Here is a 20,761-nt window from a genome sequence, read left to right as displayed (position 1 = left end):
TCCTTTCCCCGCGGAGCCTTTTTCCCAATGCAGAGTTATGCAACCTCTCCTCTCGAAATTTTCAGATCCAGCTGGAAAAATCGTAGATTAATCAGCGCACTGACCAAGCGTGAGGTCGTTGGTCGTTATCAAGGATCGCTTTTTGGCCTACTCTGGTCATTGTTCAATCCAATCCTGACACTCGCCGTTTATACGTTTGTGTTCAGCGTTGTATTCAAGGCTCGCTGGAGTGGTGGTAGTGACTCCAAAGCCGAGTTTGCTCTGGTGCTGTTCGCGGGCCTGCTCGTTTTCAACCTGTTTTCCGAAAACATCAATCGGGCGCCCGGACTGATTCTGTCGAATACCAACTACGTCAAAAAAGTGATATTCCCGCTGGAAATACTCCCGGTGATTTCACTCTGTGCAGCCCTCTTTCACACGGTCATCAGCCTCTTGGTATGGCTGGCGTTCTACACTGTTTTCATCTCGCCGCCGCCTTTGACCATATTGCTGACGCCGATAGTTCTCGTACCCATCGTGCTTATCTCGCTTGGAGCGGGTTGGCTGTTGTCGTCACTCGGCGTTTTTTTCCGTGATGTTTCCCAGATCATCGGTATTTTCACCACGGCGCTGCTGTTCATGTCTCCGGTCTTTTATCCCGTTTCGGCATTACCGGAGGAGTATCGATACTTTATGTATTACAACCCACTCACACCCTCGATCGAGTTTGTCAGAGACGTCATGATTCAAGGTGTAATTCCATCCCCCAAAGCGTTTCTTGTGTATCTGGCGGGAAGTCTCGTTTTTGCGCTGATCAGCTTTGCCTGGTTCCAGAAAACTCGTAAAGGATTTGCTGATGTCCTCTGAACTCGCGATAAAAGTCGAAGGTATTCACAAGTGCTTTCATATATATGAAGAGCCGCGCGACCGCTTTAAGCAGTTTATATTTCCGTTGACTCAAAGCATCCTACGACTGGAGCGGAAAAACTACTACCGCGAGTTCTGGGCTCTTCGGGATGTCTCGTTTGAAGTTCGCAAAGGCGAGATCATCGGGATCATCGGGCGTAACGGCGCTGGTAAGTCGACCCTTCTGCAAATAATCTGCGGGACGCTCAACAGCACCTCGGGCACGGCCCAGGTGAAGGGCCGAGTGGCTGCATTGCTGGAGTTGGGCGCAGGCTTCAACCCGGAATTCAGCGGACGCGAGAACATCTATCTGAACGGCAGCATTCTTGGCCTGACCAGAGAAGAAATCGACGCACGCTATGATGAAATCATTGATTTCGCCGACATCGGTTCATTTATCGAGCAACCGGTCAAAACTTACTCAAGCGGCATGTATGTTCGCCTCGCGTTCGCGGTACAGGCGTGCATCGAACCCGATATCCTGATCGTTGACGAGGCGCTCGCAGTCGGCGATATCGGCTTCCAGTACAAGTGCTTCAAGCGAATCGAAAAACTGCGCGATCGCGGCACGACCATTCTGATGGTGACTCACTCTACTGGCAGCATTCTGGAGTATGCCAATCGCTGCTTGGTCATCGACAACGGCCGTGTCATTACTGATACCACTGACGTGTTGTCGGCTGTATTGACGTATGAAAAAGGCATGGTTGCCAACCAGGCTGAGTCCAATCCATCTTCGGCACCTCATGAGTCCACCGGCAGTTACTCTCTGGAGGAGCTCAAGAACTTTCAGAGCACTGAATTCAATAGCGAGACCGGCGAGAAACGCTTCGGTTCGGCACGGGCGATTATCAAGAGCCTGGACATCTTCAGAATGGATGGCAGCAATATTGCTGAACGCCCAATCATCAAGTCCGGGGAGGAGCTGCGCTTTTCCTTCATGATCGCCTCTTCCGAGGAGATCCCTGAGGTTGCGCTTGGCATCTCTTTAAGCAAAGCTCAGGGGGGAGATATCTGGGGAGACAACAATCTTAGCGCAGGCACTGCAATTACCCTTCGCAAGGGTCAAAGCCGGATTGAATATGTGGTTCGACTGCCTCTAAGCGCCAGTGAATATTTGATTCACTGCGGGCTATCCTGTACCCACCTTGGAAAACGAGAAGAGCTTGATCAGCGCAGGCCGATGCAGCGCCTGCGCTTCTGGACACCTCGTGAGCAAGTAGGCGTCGTATACTCCCCTATCACCGTCAAAGTAATAGATGCCGAATGCTGAGCATATTCCTTCCCCCCTTCCCGTTTCGCGGACTGGAAGCCCCTTATCTCTGGGTCTTCTATAAGTATGCGCATGAGTCCCAAGAGCCTCTGCACTTCATGATGTCCCCTTCTTATCTGCAAAGTGAACAGCACTTCGTGGATGAAAAGCGCTGGGAGGTAGAAGAGGCATCCTATCGCCACCTTGGATACGCTTTCCCCTCGGCAGACGTATTGGCAACGCATCACTTCAGCCATTTTGAAGACACGATGTTTACCCAGCTAATGGTAGGTTCGGGGAATAATCCAATCCTTGCCTTTAAACGCTTGTTGACTGAGCGCATCCCCGCTTTGGAGACCGCCATCGAAGCGATGCTGAGCGGCCGCGAAAAGCCTGAAGCAATCATCTCTTGCTTAAATTGCCCCTCTCTCAAAGCAGTCGCTCTGGCTCAAGGCATTCCGGTAATTCATACAGAACTCGGCCCCCTGCGGGCGCCCAACTATCGTTGGACTGCCTATTTCGATTTCAGCGGCGTCAACGGCAATACCGAGGCGGAGAAACGCTTTCTACAAACCAAATCCAGTTTCGGCGAAAAGCCGATCACGATGGAACAGCTCCGGGAGTTTTTTATCTCGTGCGCTTATATCTTCCAACCCAGCAGCCGTGACGATAGCGTCGGCGTGCCTCTGCAAGTGGAAGATGACTCCAATCTGATCGCTTATTCGAATGGCTACGACAATAACTCACTTATTGCCTTCGCACGTTTTTGTGATAGCGAAAATCTGCTTGTCCGAGCACATCCGAGCAGCCAATTCGCGCTGAAGGGAAATAATGCGAAGATCGACGAGTCGGCCAACAGCGTCGAATTCATCGGTAAGTGCAAAGAAATTATCACCATCAATTCTAGTGTAGGACTCGAAGGACTGCTGCTCGAAAGAAAGGTCACTACGCTTGGAGATTGCTCCTTTACATTTATCAATCAGGCAACCAGTGAACAGGACCGAGTCGATCGCCTCGCATTTTACCTGTTCTGTTACCTGGTACCTTTCGACGCGGCATTCAATCCTGAGTATATTCGATTCCGGCTGAACAATCCGACCGAACTCGAAATTCTAAAATGGAACATGAGCAGCTACGGATTCGAGTCTGACGAACATGCGTCGTTGGCTGAAATTATTTACGACAGGACTACGCAACACATCATGGAAAAAATTACACAGTTAAAAGTCCAGATGGCAGAAGAGCTGGCATTGCTCAACGCCACTAATCAAAGGATTTTATCTGAACACCAACAGGCAATATCAGATCAACAACAAGCGCTCGCTGACAAGGAACAGGCAATATCAGATCACCAACAGGCACTCGCTGACAAGGAACAGGCAATATCAGATCACCAACAGGCGCTCGCTGACAAGGAACAGGCGATCGCGGATCAGCAACAGGCATTGGCTGACAAGGAGCAGGTGATCGCTGACAAGCAAAAGGTGATCGCTGAGAAGGAGCAGGCACTCGTTGAGCGGCAAGATGCACTCGCCGCGCAGCAACAGGCGCTGGACGAACAGTGTCAGCTGGAAGAGCAGAATCAGCGCTTGCTAGAGCAAAACCAGAAGCTGGAAGAAAAGCAGAACGATATCTCTCTTAACCAGGCAGCGATTATCGAAGAATACGAGCGCAACATTCGCGATGAACAGGCGCGCCTGACAAAAATATTGTCCAGCTCCTCGTGGAAAGTAACCATGCCGCTTCGCTACAGCAGAAGAGTAGCTTCTTCTACCGCACGCAGGCTCCTGGCTTATGCGAGACATGCAAAGCGTATCCTCGACACAATCAAATCTGACCCGAAAGTGCTGCTTCGTGCGATCCGGCATATAAATCAGAATGGTCTGAAAGCAACGCTCAGGCGCTCCACACAAGCGCTCGAAAACAACTTTGTGCCGAGTGTGACTCAGCTGAAATTAGACAAGCACACCACCACGCACATTCTCACTACTAAACACTGTATTTTCGTCGCAGAGTTGATCAAACGGAACCTCGAGAAAGCTGGATTTCCAGCCGACATCATTTTTGAGGCTCCGGACACCGGCTTCGATGGAACACTGCACTTCGTTATTTGCCCACAAATCTTCACCACACTGCCGGGCACTTACATTGCATTCCAAATGGAGCAATCCGTCAGCTCACGCTGGTTTGAAGACAGTTACCTGCGCACGCTCGAAAACGCATACGCTATTTTTGACTATTCCAGCATCAACGTGCAGTTCCTGCAGGATAAAGGTCTCAGCTTCAAACAGATTTACTACACTCCGATCTCCTTCATTCCTGACTACGCCACCCCTGATTCTGTAGAAAAAGAATACGATATTCTGTTCTACGGCGATGCCAACAATGAAAGACGACAGGAGTATCTCGCGGCGCTGAAAAAGAAATATAAAACCAAAGTCATCAGCAACATATTTGGTTCAACCCTGTATAACGAGATCGCCAAGGCAAAACTGGTAGTTAACATCCACTACTATGAAGGCGCACTGCTCGAGACAACTCGCGTTTACGAATGCCTGTCCAGAGACGCGATGATTGTTTCAGAAAGCAGTTCGGACATTGAAGATCACAAAAATCTTGAAAATATCGTTGACTTCACCGAAATCGGCGACATTCAAGGAATGGTGAATCGCGTTGACTTCTGGCTAAGTGACGACGCTCGACGCGAGCAAAAAATAGCACAAAACAGAAATGCGCTGCGTGAGGGACCCGACGAGTTTGAATACTACTTCCAGCGTTTCCTGCTGGCGACCGACCATATTAGCTTCGATGAGTTCTATGAAATTGCGGGCCATAACATCCAGTTTAAAACCAACTACGTCTGCCTCGGCCTACCTGAGTCCACAGAGCGCAGAAAAGATTTTGAACAGGACAACAAAGTTGGCTTCCAATATTTCCCGGGGCTGCGCCACAGCGCCGGCTGGATAGGCTGCGGCCTCAGCTATAAGTTCATTTTGCGCAAGGCTTACGAACATAACTTTAATAAAATCACTGTCTGTGAAGACGATGTCGAGTTCCTGGATGGCTGGAAAGAAAAATTTGACCAGATCCATGATCATCTTGAACTCAAGGAAAAGGGTTGGGACATATTCTCCGGCCTGATCGCCAACCTACATGCAGAAACGAACGTCAAAGAGATTGAAGCGTTTGACGGCTACGAGCTGATTCACATCAACAAGATGACCAGTACGGTTCTCAACACTTACAACGCAAGTGTTTTCCCAAAAGTGGTGAAATGGGATGAAAGCTTCCGCGATCCGTATAAAAACACTATCGACCGTTTTATCGAAAACCAGTCAAACATCGATGTCATTACCACAGCGCCGTTCCTTGTTGGGCACAAGGAAGAGTTGATGTCCACGCTCTGGGGATTCAAGAACACCCAGTACACCGATATGATCAATGCAAGTACGTTACTGCTGAAGGAAAAAATAGCTGCTTTCAAGGGCCTGGAAACTGTGACACACGAAAAAAGCAGTAACCAACCTTAAACAAGGTCGGTGGCGCCTCCGAAAGGCGCCACCCGCTGCTCATCCAAACCGAACCCGCTCAACGTTCTGGATTGTATTTTCCCAGGCAGGCGTTAAACAAAACCAGCAGAACCGATAGATTTCCCTTGAAGGCGCTAATCTTCGTTGGCACTTCCCCTTTCGGATAGCGGCGCACAGTCGCCAATTCAACGCAACGATAACCCAGTTTTGGCGCTCGGTAGGAAAGATAAGCCAACAGCTCGTAGGTTGTGAAAACGTCGCGAAATATGCCGATCTTTGGATCTAGCAACATCGTGCGGCTATAGGCGCGAAAACCCTGAGTCGTGTCAGTCCATTTAAACCCTGAAGAAAAGCTGAGCAGCGGTGCATGAATGAACTTGATAGCAAAATCTCGTGATAATGGTGTATTAACCGCGACACCACCCCTCAGATAACGAGATGCTTGCACGAAGTCAACTCCCTCCGCTAACGCTTTAATAAAGTCATGAATGGCGTCGGGGTCGTCCTTGTCATTACCATCAATGGTAATAATCCCCTCATATCCTTGGTCTAAAACAAAAGCGTAAGCGCATCGTAATTGAGCGCTTAACTTGCCTGCGCCTGTTTTAAGAATAAGGCCTCGGACACCGACGCTTTGCAGAAAGGGCAAGGCGAGAGATCCGTCGGTACTTCCGCCATCGACAATCAAAATATCGGCGGCAAGACTCACTGAACAAGTGGCCATGCGAGCCAGCAGACTTTTGATTCTTTCCCCCTCATTGATGACAGGAATGATGACGCAATAGCGATGTTCGCGGCCGAGCCACATAGGCACGTCAAAGGAAGGCACTTGCCAGCGTTTACGATTCTCAATGATTTCAGGGTATTTCATTCTATCTACCATTAGGCTACACGAGCAGTAATCAACGCCACACCAACAACTACCAGGAAAATTCCGGCCCCCGTAGTCCAGTGGAACGGCTCACGAAAAATCAGGACAGAGAACAATGCAACCGTCGCAACGGCGCCGGCTGTCAGCACGGGATGAGCGACATTCAGTGGCAGTCGCACCAATGCCGCGGCATAGAGAACGAAGGCGGCTCCATAAAGTGCGAGCCCTAACCAGAACGGCCAGTTACTCAGGGCCGCCAGCGGGTTGCTCAAGGATGGAAATTGCCTCGGTGGCATCATCGCCATCTTCACCAGAACGCTCGCAGAAGCATTGCTCAGAATACCCAAGAATAGAATCAGCCACTTCATCCACGTTCTCCTGTCGAATTGAAACGATAATGCTCAATGGCGACTTTCAATGAACGTTCGATCGATACGCTGTGCGGCTCATTCACCGTTGCCAGGGTTTCAATAGTCACCCAATCGTTAACCAAGTACTTACGAATGGCATCGCTCATGGCCCGATGTGAAGTCGTCCCATCGCCCAATGGCAACAAGTCTGGTTCACTTATATGAACGTGCCCGATCAGCGCGCAATGGTTGCGAAGCACCTCTTCCGGGTCTTCGCCATTGATCGCTAACGAACCCGTATCAAATTGCATTTTGACGGCGGGATGCGCGACCTCACGAACTATGAGCGCAGTTTCATCTGACGTCGTCATGAAGTTTGCACCGTAGTGCACGGGGTTCGGTTCGAGATTGATTTCAACCCCTGCATGCTGGGCGATCGCCCCTAACGCTTGAAAAAACGACACAGACAGATCACGGGCCTGCTGGTCACCAAGGCCGGAGCGGTCACGGTTTTTCGGCGAACCGAATACCAGCCGTGTGGCGCCGAGGCCGGCGCCAATATCGCAAACGCCTTTCAAGTGATCCAGCATCGCTTGGCGGGATGGTGCAGTGCCGAAAACATTCAGTCCGGAGGTGCCAAACAACAACGCCTGCATTCCGATGATTTGTATTCCGCAGTCTTCCCAGCGCTGACGAACTCGCAAGATATCACTATCACGGGCATTGACCGGATCGGGAAAGTTTTTCCCGGGTGCAATGTCTATTGCGCTGATGCCGTATCTCTTGAACAACTCGGCCATAGCTTCATCTTCAGCGACATCCCACGCGATGTTGGAGATGGAAATGTTCACACTTTATCTCCCACGCCCTTCGCGTTCGCCAATGGTTCAGACTGAGCGTACGCACGTATTGCTTGAGTGGTTTCGCGGGCACTGTATTGATGACGTTCACTGCCACCGAACAGCGTCGCATATTTGGTTTGCATATCATAAATGGCCGGCGTCTTGACCAAAGGATTATCGAATGCTTTACCGAATCCCTTTAATGAAATTTCTGAAACACTCACCGGCTCAGCGGTAAGGTGAACCAGCTTCAGACCGGCCGCCAGTGCCATCGTAATATCCGACCAAAGATTGACCATAGGATAAAATTGAAAAACTCCGCGACTATCGATGGAACTCAAATTATTGTCATTCAGAAAATCGAAAATCACATTTTTCTTTAACCCAGGCCCTACGAGGCCCGGCAGACGAACGATCAGATAGTTGTCGAAGTGAGATTCAACAAATTTTTCCAGCAGTCGACGATGCAGGCCATAAGCATTAAGTTCGGCTTCATCCACCTCAGAGTCCTCATCGACTCCAATGCTGTCCTTGAATACGTCCACAGTACTGATCAAGATCAGCGTTTTACATTGCATGCTTTTAAGGTGAGCAATCAAACGCTCAATTTTCTGAAGATCTGCTGCGGGCTCAAGATTGGCGAGCCACTTCTGCGCTGGCGCCCCTGCACAAACGACAGTATCAAATGTTTTTCCGGCAATATTCGATATATCAGTAGAACGATAGACCTGTGAAAAAACGGTCTGTTTAAGAAGAGTCCCACCTACAAAGCCGGAGTAACCTATCAATGCATTATTCATAATTCCGCTCCTGCGCGAGCACCAGCAAACATAACAACCTTATTGACATACAAGGTAAGCAACATTACAAATGCCAAACCTAGCGTCAATGAAAAGACATACCAGTCATACATGTCATGCCACATAATATGTTGATAGGCAAATACATACCACGAAGCATAGCCGGCAAAACCGAAGACATAGATGGAAAACTCATTCCAGTCCATGTACTTAAAGCGACCCAGTAGTGCTGCGAGCATTACAATAATGACATTCATTTCACTTAACACTGGCCAGGTATTTAACAGAGAAAACCCTGGGAGCGACCAGCGATTAGTCATGACATTATAGAATTGCAAAGTAAACGGCTTGGCGACTCCGCTGGTACTGGCGGTGCGCCTGGACAAGGTCGAGAATACATTGGTCATTGAGTCTGAAACAGATAACCCGGTTTCAACCATGCACAGCCCAACGTGGATACATAGCGCACAAATGAATGCGAGGACAGTCAACCCAAATACAATAGTGGTGGCTTTGAGCTTCTTGTAGACATTCCCGTCAGTGAAGAGAAATGCTGAGAACGCTGTGAGCAAGGCAAACACAGTGGCAAACTCGTAACCCCGCAAAAAGCACAGCAAGCACGCAATGAAAACCAATGGCAGATTGATCCTTCCTTTTTTACTCGCACTATAGGCCACTATTAATGCAGGCAAGATCAGAAGCCCGGGAACAAAGTACAAATTCAATGAAAAAAAAACATATCCGCTTGCCGATGCAACCAGAAAAGGAACGGGCCAAAACACCTGAAGCCCGGTTTTCCTTGTCCACAAATATAGAAGACTTACCAGCAAGCTGGCGAACAAAAAGCCATTCGTGAGTTTTAGAAAAATAAAGTAGTACTGAAACGTTTCATAGTCTTGAATCCCTATGAGCGATGCAAGAAAACTGGCCGGAGCAGTCTGTAATGCAAGGTTTGAATAATATTTCTTATAGCCCTTCTCGTAACTGGTGTAATCGCCAGTGCTGTAGCTGTCGGCAACGATTGGAAAAAAACCAAGCCCAGGCGTCAGTACATTTTTGCGAATGGTGTTTCTGACAAGATACTCAGAATATGAATCACCGCGATCCTCATACTTCCCATTACCATCTCCATAACTGCTTTTTACCGCAGATGGATTGAAGGTCCAGAAAAAAAGCACTGTCAGCACACATAGAAAAAGAAATGCGCGACGCCTGCTACTCTTGAGTAGTACGGTCAATTTCGATGCCCTCAATCAATTGTAAAATATCGTAGATATTGTCGATCTTCCCACCCAATACCGAGTAACAGTTAGGTAATTTAACGTGCCTCTCAAAAAATATCGGCCTACCGTCATCCCCCTCATTTTTTGTAAGTACCGTTTTAACCTCGAATAGAGAATCCTGATAAACAGAATTAAGGACTGAAGGAATATACCGACCTACGTCCCTGACCATTCGATCAACTCGACTATGGCGTTGGTAATCGCTCAAACGCCCATAAGGGTCGAGACCGCGACTGTCACTCCAGTTCAAGTGAGGCGTGTAGCGTACGTGTGAAAGCGAGTGGAGTCTGCGCGCAGGAAATGGCATCACGGAGAAAAACGGCCCATCCATGACGGTGATGCCCAACCCCTCCAGATCGGAGGGCATTTGCATCAGTGGCATTTCGGTGATCTCCTGTTTCAAGCTCGCCTTAATCACAGGAAAGTCGCCGCCGATTTGATTCAAACCGCTATAAGTACAGTTGAAGATGTAACGACAGTGCAACTCCTCTTGATCCCCATCACGCGCATCTGCGATGACGCGTAGACCGCCCTCTTCTTTTTTATAGACAGCGGTGGCGCGTCGACCATATCTGACCTGAACGCCACATTCATCCAGCTCTCTTTCAGCCCAACCGGCCAGCTTTAGCGAGTCGAATGCATACTCTTCTACTTGGTAGACCGCTTCTATCAGACGCGGCTCGAACAACGCAGACAGAGAACCGGAAGCCACTTCTATTACTGCACCAATGTCTTTGCAAAACCGCTCAAACTGCCGAGCCGTGACCTTGGAGTTCTTTCTGGAAATCGCGTACAGCTTTATGAAGTCCTTGCTGATCGCTTCAGGCCAGTCCGCCACGAATCGTGGAAGATTTATCCGGCTGCGATAGGCAGTCGTGAAGCTCCGGGGATAATGGTAGCCATTATGGACACGAGCCTGGTTGTTGTAAGAGGCACGGGTCATCAGCCGTGGTTCTCGCTCGAGGATCACTACACGTTTCAATCCGCGCGCTCGCGCCAGGTAGGCGGCGATCGCTGCGCCATAGAAACCTCCTCCGATAACAACAGCATCAAAAGTTCTATCTGCCGCAGACATCATAAGGCTCGGCCGTCCGTCGGGCTGGCCGGCTGAGCCGGCGATGCATCAGCTTCTTCAATGTTCAATCGTTGATGACGTGTCATGATGGCACTCGTGAACTCCTGCCCAACATGATAAGGCGGTCCCTCATTGGAAAGGCTTGCCATATTGAGGATGTACTCACCTAAAACGAGCAATACCAGGGAAATAAGAAAGAACATGCCCGACTGTTGCAGCGAGAAGCTAATCCATCCCGGCGCGACGTCAGTCTTAAAAATACCTATCGCCATCACGTAAATGCAATAAACCAAATTGGCGACCGCACCAAATAGGGACAACGAAGTAACCAGGCGCATGGGGGCACGTGTCGTCGACACCAGCAGCCGCATGCCGCGATCGATGCTCTCTACGAGCCGCTTCGTTTCAGTGGTTTTCGGAGCAGAACTGTAATTCAAATAGGCGCGAGCAAATCCCCCCGTTGCGGGGAGATGGCGATAGGTCAAAGCAGGCTGCGGGTGTTGCAGAATAAAATTAATAACCCGCTTGCTCAAAATTCTGTACTGAGGCGCCTCCTTGGCCAGATGAATTCCATTAAACCAACTGTATAGGCGGTGGAAGACTGAGTACGCCCCTCTGTAGGCTACGGTTTGTTTGGGCTTCTGCTCGTTATTGGCAAAAACCACATCTGCGCCTCCCACTGCGTGATCGAGCATCTTTGGTACGAACGCGATATCATCGGCCAAAGGATCAATCACGACAACGAAGTCACCCAGAGCACTCTCCAGTCCTACCCAGCAAGCGGTATCGGTATCAACTTCCTTGGTTAATGCATAAACCTGCAGGTTGGCCAAGCCCTTCTCACCAGTAATCCATTTCATGACGGATATACTGTTGTCTTCCGAAGCGTTGTCGACGATGATCAACTCATAATCGCTGACCAATCCGCCAATCACATCGGCGGCTTGCGTGACAATACTTTCGATATTCTCAGCTTGGTTGCGTACTACGAATACCACCGACAAAAAACAAGGAAAAAATTCCATCTCTGATCTCGATTTTAAACAGTCAATTAGCCAGACCGGGATTGTTCCGAATTCAATCAAGTCACCCTGACGTTTTGAGTCAAGCCCCCCCCTGCGACCCACGCCCGCTGCCACCGTTTTTTAATGAGCCAAGAGTACCATCTTACACGGCGGCGCCCGAAGAGTCAGAAGCTCCGTTGAGATGCGACGGCTGAGCAAATGGCATCATGAAAGACGCACTCGCAACGCCAGAGACCGTCTCTCGTATAGCTCGTATACCAAAAAGGCGCTGAAAAAGGTTAAAGAAACATATAACGCCCCACTGCACCATGCACTTAATAGCGGAGTAAGCGTTCCACAAACCCCACATTCAAAGCGTTTAGCTGATCCCGGATGCTGAGCGCCCGATTCCCTCAGGAGCCGGCTCGCCATGATGCGCCCCGATCCCAAAGTCAAAAAAGTGTATCTGCCCCCAAGCCGCGGACTTCCGAAAATCCATCGACGGCATGGATGTGCTGGCGAGCTGGATATTAAAGTTGCAGTATTTGACCCCGTGCTTTTCGTTCTCCTCAACAAGCCCCGTATCCGAGTGAAGATTTTACGTTGGGAGCGCAACGGCTTCTACCTTTGACTCAAGCGCCCAGAGTCCGAACGATTCAAAACATCGCCTGACGCCACTGACGAGGCGATTGTTCTGACCGTCCAGAAACTCAACTGGATGCTCGATGGCTTTGACCTCTGGCGAAACCGTCCCCATCAAGTTTTAACGCCGCGTTTCGTGACCTGATTCTGACCACCAAGTACGTCGATGGACTACCGCTTCACAGTTTCGAAAAAGTCTTGGGACGCCTCGGTGTGGATATCACGCACCCGACGTTGGCACGCTGGGTTATCCAGTGCGGCGAACACTTCCAGCCGCTGCTAAACTCGATGCGGGAGAACCTGTTGGGCAGCCGTGTTATCCACTGCGATGAAACGGGCGTGCAGGTGTCGAAAGAGCCTATTCGAGACCCGAGCAGCCAGTCCTGGATGGGGGTGCAAACAGGCGGCCCGCCCGATAAAGTGATCCTGTTTGACTACTCCAGCAGCCGCGCGCAGGAGGTGCCAACGCGCCTGCTCAATGGCTAACGTGGCTACGTGATGACCGATGATTACGCCGGATATAATGCGTCGGGCGCGCAGGCCGGAGTAGAGCGTGATCTGAAGGATGCGGGCGACGACGACCGTAATACAGGTCTTCATGATCGGAGCCTGCCAGTGCTGGCTCAGTTAAAGAACTGGATGGAAAGATACAGCCGCAAGTGACGTCTCAAACGCCTTGGGCTACGCCATCGGCTATCGGGCACCTGGAGTGGTGCGCCGAGGCAGACTATTTGCCGATCGACAACACCCCCGCCCAGCGTGCGATCAGGCCCTTCGCCATCGGAAGAAAGAACTGGTTGTTCATCGGCGCCCCGGAAGTTCCGATGCCAGCACTCAACGTTACAGTATGTTAGAGGCGGCTAAAGCTAAAAGCCAAGAGCCCTATGCTATTCGTGACTGCGCCACGTTTAGCGCCTGCCACAAGTAACTAGGGTAGAAGACTTCGAGGCCTTGCTGCCGTAGAAATGCTCGTCCCAAATTCCAAAACATTGAAAGATCCTCACTTTAAACGCGGGGCTCAGGGATCGTTTATGCTTCTTTCATAAAGCCGAGAACCTCTATCCCGGGATTCCGGGCAGAATTACATAAAAGCCGATACTGAGGCTTTTATAAAGTCATTTCTCGAGCACTTCCCCGTTAAATTTATATCTGAAGTAAGCTGTCTTAAGTAAAAGGGCTGGTTTTTCAACAACATTCCAGGAAAGAGCACCAGCAATCCAAGATAGAGGGATTGATATCAATGCTAGATGTACAGCTGATATCTCTGGAAAATAAAAAATTATAGTCGACTGAATGACATATGAGTAAAGATATATCCCATAAGAGTAATCCGCTATCCATCTTGGCGCAGAGAGCTTTCTCGAATATGCGAGAAGCAGAACTGCATAACCAATCGATATGAAAAACAGCAGGTTTTTGAAATTATGATTTGTTGATATGAATGTAAGTAGCAGTACGAAAGCCAGCAGTGGAAAACTAAGTGGGATATATTTTTTTAGGGTAAAAAAAACAGCACCAATAAAAAAACAAGCCACCAACCTAAAATTGGCGTCGCTCATGGGTATACCAGGCAACATATGCTGGCTCATGAGATATACCGTGGAGATAGAAGCGACGACCAGCCCTATGTTAGATCGAGCTATCAAAAAAAAACCAAAACAATCCAAGAATCAAATAAAGCCTACCTTCGAATGGAATAGTCCATAGACTACCGTTTAGCGAATGACTAACGCCCGGCAAGTAAAATTCGGCCCTATACAGAGAGGAATTATTTATTATGTAGTCCCATGTCCGAACATCCGTGATAAATTCTTTTGCTGGTAAAGATGTTAGGAAGACCCAAGCAAACATCGTTGTCACTATGACACACACAAATATCCCTGGGAATATTCGTAACGCGCGAGATATCGCAAAATCAAAAATCGACCTTCTTTGTAAAAGACTCCCCGTCACAAGATAACCGCTTAGGCAAAAGAACATCAAAACGCCTATACCGTGAAGGGTGAAACCAAAAATGGAAAAGTTCGCCATCAACTCTGGCGAATAATCTTTCGAAAGGACTATTGAGTGTCCTGCAACCACCATTGTTGATGCCAGCAATCGAATAACAAGAAAGTTATTTTTTTCGCTAATCCTTTTTTGTTCTTCCGCCTCTCCCAGATAAATCAACTCCCCCCTTATAGCGCATTTAAATATTAGGTTGCTCACGACAGTTTGCCTACCTAGCAAGAATACTTCAATTTTGCTATCAAAAAAACCAATTAATGTTTCCAGAGTAAGGCATTTATACCCCCACAATTTAAGGGCTGTCTCATGGAGAGACTAGCTCGATTCTTGATTCTTGGTAAAAATATATGGCTGGGAGCACTAATTGCTTGATGCAGGCTCAAGGCTGCCCGCTTTAAGCCGGTAAGCCGCAACGATCAAGGGCAGGTAAGCAAAGGGCACCCCAAGCAAGGGATCGAGACGCTGCAAACCTACCAGCAAGGCGATAGGCCAAAGCCACAACAGGTTAATCGCCACAATCGTCAAAGTCACTTTCCTGTGGCTCTGGAACAGGCGAGAAGCGTATTGATAAGCGTGGCTGCGGTGCGCTTGCGAAACAGCATCTCCGCGAATCAAACGCCGGAGCAATGTCCACGTTGCATCGACGATGAAAACGCCCAGTAAAATTATCCAGACCCAAAGCAATTGTGGGGCGACACAAGCGGCACTGATCGACAGGATTCCGAGAATCAAACCTAAAAAGCCACTCCCCGCGTCCCCCATGAATATTTTCGCTGGTGGAAAATTCCAGCATAGGAAACCTGCCGCCGCTGCTGCCAACATCAAGGGCGCCCAGGCGATTGCTGCCTGACCCATTAACCCATAGATAACCGCTGCGCCAATGGATGCGCATAGCGCCTCAGCACCTGCAAGACCATCGATCCCGTCCATGAAATTATAGAGGTTGAGCATCCACACCAGGTAAATTATCGCCAATACATCACCAAACCATCCCAAATGGAAAGTTGAACCAAAAAACTCGAGTGCAGGCAGCCCATTTAGCCAAAAAACTGCCCACAAAGCCGCGAGGAAGTGGCCAAGCAAGCGCCATCTTGCTGCGATGTGCCCATGATCATCGGCAAAACCGATGACTGCCACCGCCAAGCCGGCGCCCATCAATGAATAGAATTCGGAAGCTGCAAATAGCGCCAGTTTCAACATGAATACCAGAGCGCATGCGAAACAGATGACAATCGCCACACCGCCGCCGCGCGGGGTGGGAATGGAATGAGAACTGCGCGCATTCGGTATGTCGATCAAGTTTTGGGCCAACGCATAACGACGCAGTAACAGCGTCATAAGCCAGGAAGCGGCGAATACAGCAACTAACCCCCACCAAAATGTCATTACTTTATTTTTCCAGGTAATGGCCAGCGGTTTGACGCATGGCGCTGTCGACATTTACGGGCGGAGTCCAACCCAACACTTCGCTGTTCTTGCTTATATCTACTTGCAGTGAATCGCAGAGCCTGCGACCGATCACCCGTTTCCCCACCAAAAGCGTCATCAGGCTCAGCAACGAGACTGGTACTGGTAATAGATACGCTTTTTTCCCGAGAGCCATTGCAAGTCGTCGTAGCAACTGGGTTGTGGAGAGATCTTCGCCATCACTCACTAGAAACGTATTGCCGCATGCCGCGGGATGATCGATGCACACAACGATCAGATCAACCAGATTGCCGATCGCCACTAGACTTCTTCGATTGTGGATCGCCCCCAACGGCAAGGGGAAACCCTTTCTCAGCCAGTGCAGCATACTCAAAAAATTGGCTTTAACCCCGGGCCCATATACCAGCGGGGGCCGGATGATAACGACCTCCATGCCAGTGGAAGCACTTAATACTTTCAGTGCATCTTCCGCCTCATGCTTGGACACCCCGTACGGATCAAGCGGCGCAGGAACATCCTGTGCAGTGAACGGGCGCTCCAGGCAAGTGCGCTCACCATTGACTTTGATGGAGCTGATGTAAATGAAACGTTTGACCCCTGAAGCAGCAGCATGCCTGGCCAGTTGCAAAGTGCCCTCGACATTGACCTTGCGAAATTCCGCCAGCGCGTCGTCAGCCGTATCGTTCATCACATGCACCCGGGCCGCAGCGTGCACGACCACAGGAACACTACTCAAGTCCGGGAGAGATTGAGCATCAGCAAGATCTAAAGCCACAGTTTGACACAACCCCTGCAAACGCGTCGGCCCACGAACAGCTGCAACAGGGGTGAATTTTTTGTCCAGCAATAGCCTGAAGACCAATGCCTCGCCGACAAAACCACGTGCCCCTGTAACTAACACCCTCGACCCCGTCATCAGTTTTTTTTACCAATCAGTGCTGTCGCCCAGCAGATGAAAAAGAATAAAACCTTATCGCGCAGGCGACGTCTGCATTGCCAGGCACTGAAAGACAACTTGATAAGTTCGCGCTGACGCAGGCGTATCCAGCTTTTGACAAAAACATCAGACTCCTGCCCCACCAGGCGCGCAATAAGCTGCACTTGATTGAACCACCAGCCATCGTGGATGGTTTTATAACGGGAAACCAACGAATTCAGGCCTGTGTTGGCACCGACCTGATTGTTCTCATGCTGTCGATACTGCATGGAAGGAGTCGGATCGATGTACCAGCGGTATCCGTGACTACGAGCAAATGCATAAAAAAACCAATCATGCAAACTTACTTCCTGCAACAACCCCCAATTCCCCAGCATCAAGTCTTTCAAAGACTGTGCCAATCTTTCGCGGAACACGTAAGTGCAACCAGACACCCGCCGCCTCGAACAGATAATCCCATTGCACCTGTGGTTGCGCCTTGTCCAGCACTTGAGCCTTACCATCGAGCCAAAACGCAGTCACATTACTGGAATAGGCGTCTACCTGCTGGCGCTCGATTTCAGCTATTGCTCGCCCAAGCTTATCGCCGAGCCAGACATCATCCTGATCAGCAAAAGCAATGAAGTCGAATGCCGAGAAGTCGACGTCCCGAATCAAACGAAAGAAGTTGCGAGAAGCGCCACCAAAACTGCCGGCGGAGGGGAGCACCACGACATCTGTCGCCGTGGCCGCGTAAGCAGCGCACCAGACTTCCGTACCATCAGTGGAGGGATCAACGCTGATGTACACAGATACATCCACGCACGATTGTTCGAGGATCGAAGACAACTGCTCCTCAATCCATTGCATGCCGTTGTAGGCAGCCAGCAAAACTGCAACTTTCGGTAATCTTACTGGCATGCCATCCTGCTTGCACAATTGAACACTGGATCTTCGAAAGACGAATTCTGGTTAGCGGGAACTCGAATCCAACAGCTTTTGCAGGTATTGCCCGTAACCGGTTTTCTTGAGGCTCTCTGCCTGAGCAGCCAGGGCATCGGCGGTTATCCACCCATTGTGATAGGCGATTTCTTCCAGGCAAGCCACCTTGAGGCCCTGTCGCTGTTCGATCGTGTGAACGAAGTGACTGGCTTCCAGCAACGAGTCATGGGTGCCTGTATCCAGCCAAGCGAAACCTCGACCAAGCATTTCGACACTCAATGTCTTGCGCTCAAGATATGCACGGTTCACATCGGTAATTTCCAGCTCCCCACGAGAAGAGGGCTTGATGTTCTTGGCTATCTCGACGACATCGTTATCGTAAAAATACAAGCCGGTTACCGCGTAATTGGATTTCGGCTTGAGTGGCTTTTCTTCGATGCTCAACGCACGACCGGTCGCATCGAACTCCACCACGCCGAATCGCTCCGGGTCTGAAACGTGGTACCCAAATACCGTGGCCCCCTGTTGCTGTGAGGAGGCGGAACGCAAGTTGTCAGAAAAGTGCTGGCCGTAGAAAATATTATCGCCAAGGATTAGACAGCAAGGATCTTTGCCGATGAACTCTTCGCCGATGATAAACGCTTGCGCCAACCCATCCGGACTTGGCTGCTCTGCATAAGTCAGTTGAATGCCGTACACACTGCCATCACCCAGTAACTTGCGAAAGCACGGCAGATCCTCTGGAGTGGAGATAATCAGAATCTCTCGCATGCCGGCGAGCATCAGCACGGACAACGGATAAAAGATCATCGGTTTGTCGTAGATCGGCAACATCTGCTTGGAAACACCAAGAGTTAGCGGGTGCAGGCGCGTACCCGAGCCGCCAGCGAGGATGATGCCTTTACGATTTGTCGTGGTCATTTGTTCAGAACTTCCCTAAGCATTCGGGTTACACCACTTTGCCAATCCGGCAAGTGTAGAGAAAAATTGTCGCGCAGCTTCTGAGTATTCAATCGTGAGTTCAGAGGGCGACTTGCCGGTGTTGGATAGGCGGTTGTTTCGATCGGACTGACAGTCTTCACAGCCAGCTCCTCGCCTTGGGCTTTTGCGAAGTCAATGACATGACTGGCATAGCCATGCCATGACACTTCGCCCGCAGCGGTCAGGTGATAAAGACCGGCCAAATCTGGACACCTGAAGACTTGCTTGATGGCCAACGCCGTTACATCAGCAATGAGATCAGCCCCGGTCGGTGCTCCGATCTGATCCGCAATCACACTCAACGTTTCGCGATCATTCGCCAAGCGCAGCATGGTCTTTGCGAAGTTATTGCCGCGAGCACCGTACACCCAACTGGTGCGGAAAATCAGATGCTTGCAACCCGACGCGGTAATTGCCTGCTCGCCGGCGAGCTTGCTGGAGCCGTAATGGTTCACCGGAGCAACAGCGTCTGTCTCCTGCCATGGCGTGACGCCTTGGCCACTGAAAACGTAATCCGTTGAGTAGTGAACCAGCCATGCGCCCGACGCTGCGACTTCTTCCGCCATAACGCCACTCGCAAGGCCGTTTACGCGATCTGCTAACTCGGTTTCCGATTCAGCCTTGTCGACCGCGGTATACGCAGCGGCGTTAACAATAACGTCAGGCTTTACCTGACGAATCGTTGCGCGCAGGGATTCGAGATTGGACAGATCACCACTGAGCCCATCAACGGGATGACGGTCCAGGGCGATCAACTCGCCAAGCGGCGCCAGGGAGCGTTGCAGCTCCCAGCCCACTTGGCCGTTTTTCCCTAAAAGTAGGATTTTCATGCCTTGTTCGAACGATCCGCGTAGTTCTGATCAATCCACTGCTGGTAGCTGCCGTTCTTCACGTGATCTACCCACTCAGTGTTGGTCAGATACCACTCAACTGTCTTGCGAATACCGGTTTCGAAAGTCTCTTCCGGCGTCCATCCGAGCTCACGCTCGATCTTGCTTGCGTCGATCGCATAACGCAGGTCGTGACCTGGACGATCTTGCACATAAGTGATCAAGCTTGCGTGCGGACGGTGAGCCGAATCAGGACGCAACTCATCCAGCAGCGCGCAAAGTGTGTGCACAACTTCGATGTTCTGCTTTTCATTATGACCGCCGATGTTGTAGGTCTCACCCACAACACCTTCGGTGACGACTTTGTACAAAGCACGCGCATGATCTTCAACATATAACCAGTCGCGAATTTGATCGCCTTTCCCGTAAACCGGCAACGGCTTGCCTTCCAGCGCATTGAGAATGATCAGTGGAATCAATTTCTCAGGGAAGTGGCAAGGGCCATAGTTATTCGAGCAGTTGGTGACCAACGTCGGCAGACCGTAAGTGCGCGCCCAGGCACGAACCAAGTGGTCGGAACTCGCCTTACTGGCGGAGTACGGCGAGCTAGGTTGGTACGGTGTGGTTTCAGTGAAGAGATCTTCCGGGCCTTCGAGATCACCATACACTTCGTCAGTGGAAATATGGTGGAAGCGGAAATTGGCCTTGCGTGCATCATCCATGGCGACCCAATAGTGGCGCGAGGCCTCCAGCAGGGTGTAGGTGCCAATAATATTGGTCTGGATGAACTCGGACGGGCCAGAAATAGAACGGTCAACGTGCGATTCGGCAGCCAGATGCATGATTGCATCCGGTTGGTGCTCACGCAGGACGCGATCAATTTGTTCACGGTCGCAGATATCAACGCGCTCGAACGCATAACGCGGATCAGGGCTGACTTCAGCCAAAGACTCCAGGTTACCGGCATAAGTCAACTTGTCGACGTTCACGACAGAGTCAGTAGTATTGGAAATGATGTGACGGATGACTGCCGAGCCGATAAACCCGGCGCCGCCGGTAACTAAAATTTTCACGCGAAACCATACCCTTGAGTTGCTGACAGTGTCACCAACGAGCACCGTCT

At 50.3% G+C, this 20,761-nt stretch carries 18 protein-coding genes and 2 pseudogenes; 5 read left to right on the top strand and 15 right to left on the bottom strand.

Features of this window, described 5'->3' with window-relative positions:
- Positions 1 to 27: 27 nt before the first annotated feature.
- From ACZZ0D_RS05015 to ACZZ0D_RS05005, 3 genes are read left to right on the top strand one after another with little or no spacing between them, the layout of a single operon-like run.
- Positions 28 to 846 (top strand): ABC transporter permease, encoded by an 819-nt coding sequence (locus tag ACZZ0D_RS05015; RefSeq protein WP_463552594.1) that lies wholly within the window; start codon positions 28 to 30, stop codon positions 844 to 846.
- Positions 836 to 2,158 carry an ABC transporter ATP-binding protein gene (locus ACZZ0D_RS05010; protein WP_463552593.1) on the top strand — a complete coding sequence of 441 codons (1,323 nt, stop codon included), beginning with the start codon at positions 836 to 838 and terminating at the stop codon, positions 2,156 to 2,158. Before ACZZ0D_RS05015 ends, ACZZ0D_RS05010 begins: the two co-directional genes overlap by 11 nt.
- A complete protein-coding gene (locus ACZZ0D_RS05005) occupies positions 2,152 to 5,667 on the top strand; it encodes a GT99 family glycosyltransferase N-terminal domain-containing protein (RefSeq protein ID WP_463552592.1) in 3,516 nt (1,171 codons plus the stop codon). The genes ACZZ0D_RS05010 and ACZZ0D_RS05005 overlap by 7 nt, the downstream gene beginning before the upstream one ends.
- Before the next feature lie 58 nt (positions 5,668 to 5,725).
- Here the strand turns inward: ACZZ0D_RS05005 and ACZZ0D_RS05000 are convergent, their stop codons facing one another.
- From ACZZ0D_RS05000 to ACZZ0D_RS04970, 7 genes are read right to left on the bottom strand one after another with little or no spacing between them, the layout of a single operon-like run.
- The gene (locus ACZZ0D_RS05000) at positions 5,726 to 6,538 is read right to left on the bottom strand and encodes a glycosyltransferase family 2 protein (RefSeq protein WP_463552591.1); all 813 of its coding nucleotides are present in this window, start codon (positions 6,536 to 6,538) and stop codon (positions 5,726 to 5,728) included.
- An 11-nt stretch (positions 6,539 to 6,549) separates the two neighbouring features.
- Complete coding sequence (locus ACZZ0D_RS04995) at positions 6,550 to 6,906, bottom strand: DMT family transporter (RefSeq protein ID WP_463552590.1); 357 nt, start codon at positions 6,904 to 6,906, stop codon at positions 6,550 to 6,552.
- A complete protein-coding gene (locus tag ACZZ0D_RS04990) occupies positions 6,903 to 7,739 on the bottom strand; it encodes a sugar phosphate isomerase/epimerase family protein (RefSeq protein WP_463552589.1) in 837 nt (278 codons plus the stop codon). Before ACZZ0D_RS04990 ends, ACZZ0D_RS04995 begins: the two co-directional genes overlap by 4 nt.
- Positions 7,736 to 8,530, bottom strand: a complete 795-nt coding sequence (locus ACZZ0D_RS04985; RefSeq protein WP_463552588.1) for an NAD-dependent epimerase/dehydratase family protein — start codon at positions 8,528 to 8,530, stop codon at positions 7,736 to 7,738. The genes ACZZ0D_RS04990 and ACZZ0D_RS04985 overlap by 4 nt, the downstream gene beginning before the upstream one ends.
- Positions 8,527 to 9,768 (bottom strand): hypothetical protein, encoded by a 1,242-nt coding sequence (locus ACZZ0D_RS04980; RefSeq protein ID WP_463552587.1) that lies wholly within the window; start codon positions 9,766 to 9,768, stop codon positions 8,527 to 8,529. The genes ACZZ0D_RS04985 and ACZZ0D_RS04980 overlap by 4 nt, the downstream gene beginning before the upstream one ends.
- Entirely contained in the window at positions 9,746 to 10,888 is a 1,143-nt protein-coding gene (locus ACZZ0D_RS04975; protein WP_463552586.1) for an FAD-dependent oxidoreductase, read from the bottom strand. Before ACZZ0D_RS04975 ends, ACZZ0D_RS04980 begins: the two co-directional genes overlap by 23 nt.
- Positions 10,888 to 11,913: a glycosyltransferase gene (locus tag ACZZ0D_RS04970; RefSeq protein WP_463552585.1), complete on the bottom strand. Its 1,026-nt coding sequence runs from the start codon at positions 11,911 to 11,913 to the stop codon at positions 10,888 to 10,890. Before ACZZ0D_RS04970 ends, ACZZ0D_RS04975 begins: the two co-directional genes overlap by 1 nt.
- A 409-nt stretch (positions 11,914 to 12,322) precedes the next feature.
- Between ACZZ0D_RS04970 and ACZZ0D_RS04965 the strand changes: the two genes are divergently transcribed.
- Positions 12,323 to 12,523, top strand: a complete 201-nt coding sequence (locus ACZZ0D_RS04965; RefSeq protein WP_463552584.1) for a transposase family protein — start codon at positions 12,323 to 12,325, stop codon at positions 12,521 to 12,523.
- Positions 12,524 to 12,675: 152 nt separating this feature from the next.
- Positions 12,676 to 13,497 (top strand): annotated as a pseudogene (locus ACZZ0D_RS04960) (IS66 family transposase); the annotation flags it as partial.
- Between the two features lie 152 nt (positions 13,498 to 13,649).
- On the opposite strand, the gene ACZZ0D_RS04955 reads toward ACZZ0D_RS04960, so the two are convergent.
- The 8 genes and pseudogenes from ACZZ0D_RS04955 to rfbB form a co-directional block, all read right to left on the bottom strand.
- Positions 13,650 to 14,123: a hypothetical protein gene (locus ACZZ0D_RS04955; protein WP_463552583.1), complete on the bottom strand. Its 474-nt coding sequence runs from the start codon at positions 14,121 to 14,123 to the stop codon at positions 13,650 to 13,652.
- A 40-nt stretch (positions 14,124 to 14,163) separates the two neighbouring features.
- Positions 14,164 to 14,742 carry an acyltransferase family protein gene (locus ACZZ0D_RS04950; protein WP_463552582.1) on the bottom strand — a complete coding sequence of 193 codons (579 nt, stop codon included), beginning with the start codon at positions 14,740 to 14,742 and terminating at the stop codon, positions 14,164 to 14,166.
- A gap of 159 nt (positions 14,743 to 14,901) precedes the next feature.
- Complete coding sequence (locus ACZZ0D_RS04945; RefSeq protein ID WP_463554763.1) at positions 14,902 to 15,927, bottom strand: MraY family glycosyltransferase; 1,026 nt, start codon at positions 15,925 to 15,927, stop codon at positions 14,902 to 14,904.
- A gap of 4 nt (positions 15,928 to 15,931) precedes the next feature.
- Positions 15,932 to 16,885 carry a UDP-glucose 4-epimerase family protein gene (locus ACZZ0D_RS04940; protein WP_463552581.1) on the bottom strand — a complete coding sequence of 318 codons (954 nt, stop codon included), beginning with the start codon at positions 16,883 to 16,885 and terminating at the stop codon, positions 15,932 to 15,934.
- A pseudogene (locus ACZZ0D_RS04935) lies at positions 16,885 to 17,806 on the bottom strand (glycosyltransferase). Before ACZZ0D_RS04935 ends, ACZZ0D_RS04940 begins: the two are co-directional and overlap by 1 nt.
- Before the next feature lie 51 nt (positions 17,807 to 17,857).
- The gene (gene rfbA, locus ACZZ0D_RS04930) at positions 17,858 to 18,748 is read right to left on the bottom strand and encodes a glucose-1-phosphate thymidylyltransferase RfbA (protein ID WP_463552580.1); all 891 of its coding nucleotides are present in this window, start codon (positions 18,746 to 18,748) and stop codon (positions 17,858 to 17,860) included.
- Entirely contained in the window at positions 18,745 to 19,638 is an 894-nt protein-coding gene (gene rfbD, locus ACZZ0D_RS04925; RefSeq protein WP_463552579.1) for a dTDP-4-dehydrorhamnose reductase, read from the bottom strand. The genes rfbA and rfbD overlap by 4 nt, the downstream gene beginning before the upstream one ends.
- On the bottom strand, positions 19,635 to 20,711 hold the full coding sequence (gene rfbB, locus ACZZ0D_RS04920) for a dTDP-glucose 4,6-dehydratase (RefSeq protein WP_463552578.1): 1,077 nt from the start codon (positions 20,709 to 20,711) through the stop codon (positions 19,635 to 19,637). Before rfbB ends, rfbD begins: the two co-directional genes overlap by 4 nt.
- Positions 20,712 to 20,761: the final 50 nt, after the last annotated feature.

This window comes from Pseudomonas sp. AC193, assembly GCF_979258075.1.
The sequence above is the reverse complement of the archived record's forward strand: the minus strand, read 5'-3'. Positions and strand labels throughout refer to the sequence as shown.

Excerpts from the sequence above, each read along its gene's own strand:
- rfbD (WP_463552579.1), bottom strand. The coding sequence starts at position 19,638 with ATGAAAATCCTACTTTTAGGGAAAAACGGCCAAGTGGGCTGGGAGCTG.
- ACZZ0D_RS04985 (WP_463552588.1), bottom strand. The coding sequence starts at position 8,530 with ATGAATAATGCATTGATAGGTTACTCCGGCTTTGTAGGTGGGACTCTT.
- ACZZ0D_RS04965 (WP_463552584.1), top strand. The coding sequence starts at position 12,323 with ATGATGCGCCCCGATCCCAAAGTCAAAAAAGTGTATCTGCCCCCAAGC.
- ACZZ0D_RS04955 (WP_463552583.1), bottom strand. The coding sequence starts at position 14,123 with ATGAGCCAGCATATGTTGCCTGGTATACCCATGAGCGACGCCAATTTT.
- ACZZ0D_RS05010 (WP_463552593.1), top strand. The coding sequence starts at position 836 with ATGTCCTCTGAACTCGCGATAAAAGTCGAAGGTATTCACAAGTGCTTT.
- ACZZ0D_RS04945 (WP_463554763.1), bottom strand. The coding sequence starts at position 15,927 with ATGACATTTTGGTGGGGGTTAGTTGCTGTATTCGCCGCTTCCTGGCTT.
- ACZZ0D_RS04940 (WP_463552581.1), bottom strand. The coding sequence starts at position 16,885 with ATGACGGGGTCGAGGGTGTTAGTTACAGGGGCACGTGGTTTTGTCGGC.
- ACZZ0D_RS04975 (WP_463552586.1), bottom strand. The coding sequence starts at position 10,888 with ATGTCTGCGGCAGATAGAACTTTTGATGCTGTTGTTATCGGAGGAGGT.
- ACZZ0D_RS05015 (WP_463552594.1), top strand. The coding sequence starts at position 28 with ATGCAGAGTTATGCAACCTCTCCTCTCGAAATTTTCAGATCCAGCTGG.
- ACZZ0D_RS04970 (WP_463552585.1), bottom strand. The coding sequence starts at position 11,913 with ATGGAATTTTTTCCTTGTTTTTTGTCGGTGGTATTCGTAGTACGCAAC.
- ACZZ0D_RS04995 (WP_463552590.1), bottom strand. The coding sequence starts at position 6,906 with ATGAAGTGGCTGATTCTATTCTTGGGTATTCTGAGCAATGCTTCTGCG.
- rfbA (WP_463552580.1), bottom strand. The coding sequence starts at position 18,748 with ATGACCACGACAAATCGTAAAGGCATCATCCTCGCTGGCGGCTCGGGT.
- ACZZ0D_RS05005 (WP_463552592.1), top strand. The coding sequence starts at position 2,152 with ATGCTGAGCATATTCCTTCCCCCCTTCCCGTTTCGCGGACTGGAAGCC.
- ACZZ0D_RS05000 (WP_463552591.1), bottom strand. The coding sequence starts at position 6,538 with ATGAAATACCCTGAAATCATTGAGAATCGTAAACGCTGGCAAGTGCCT.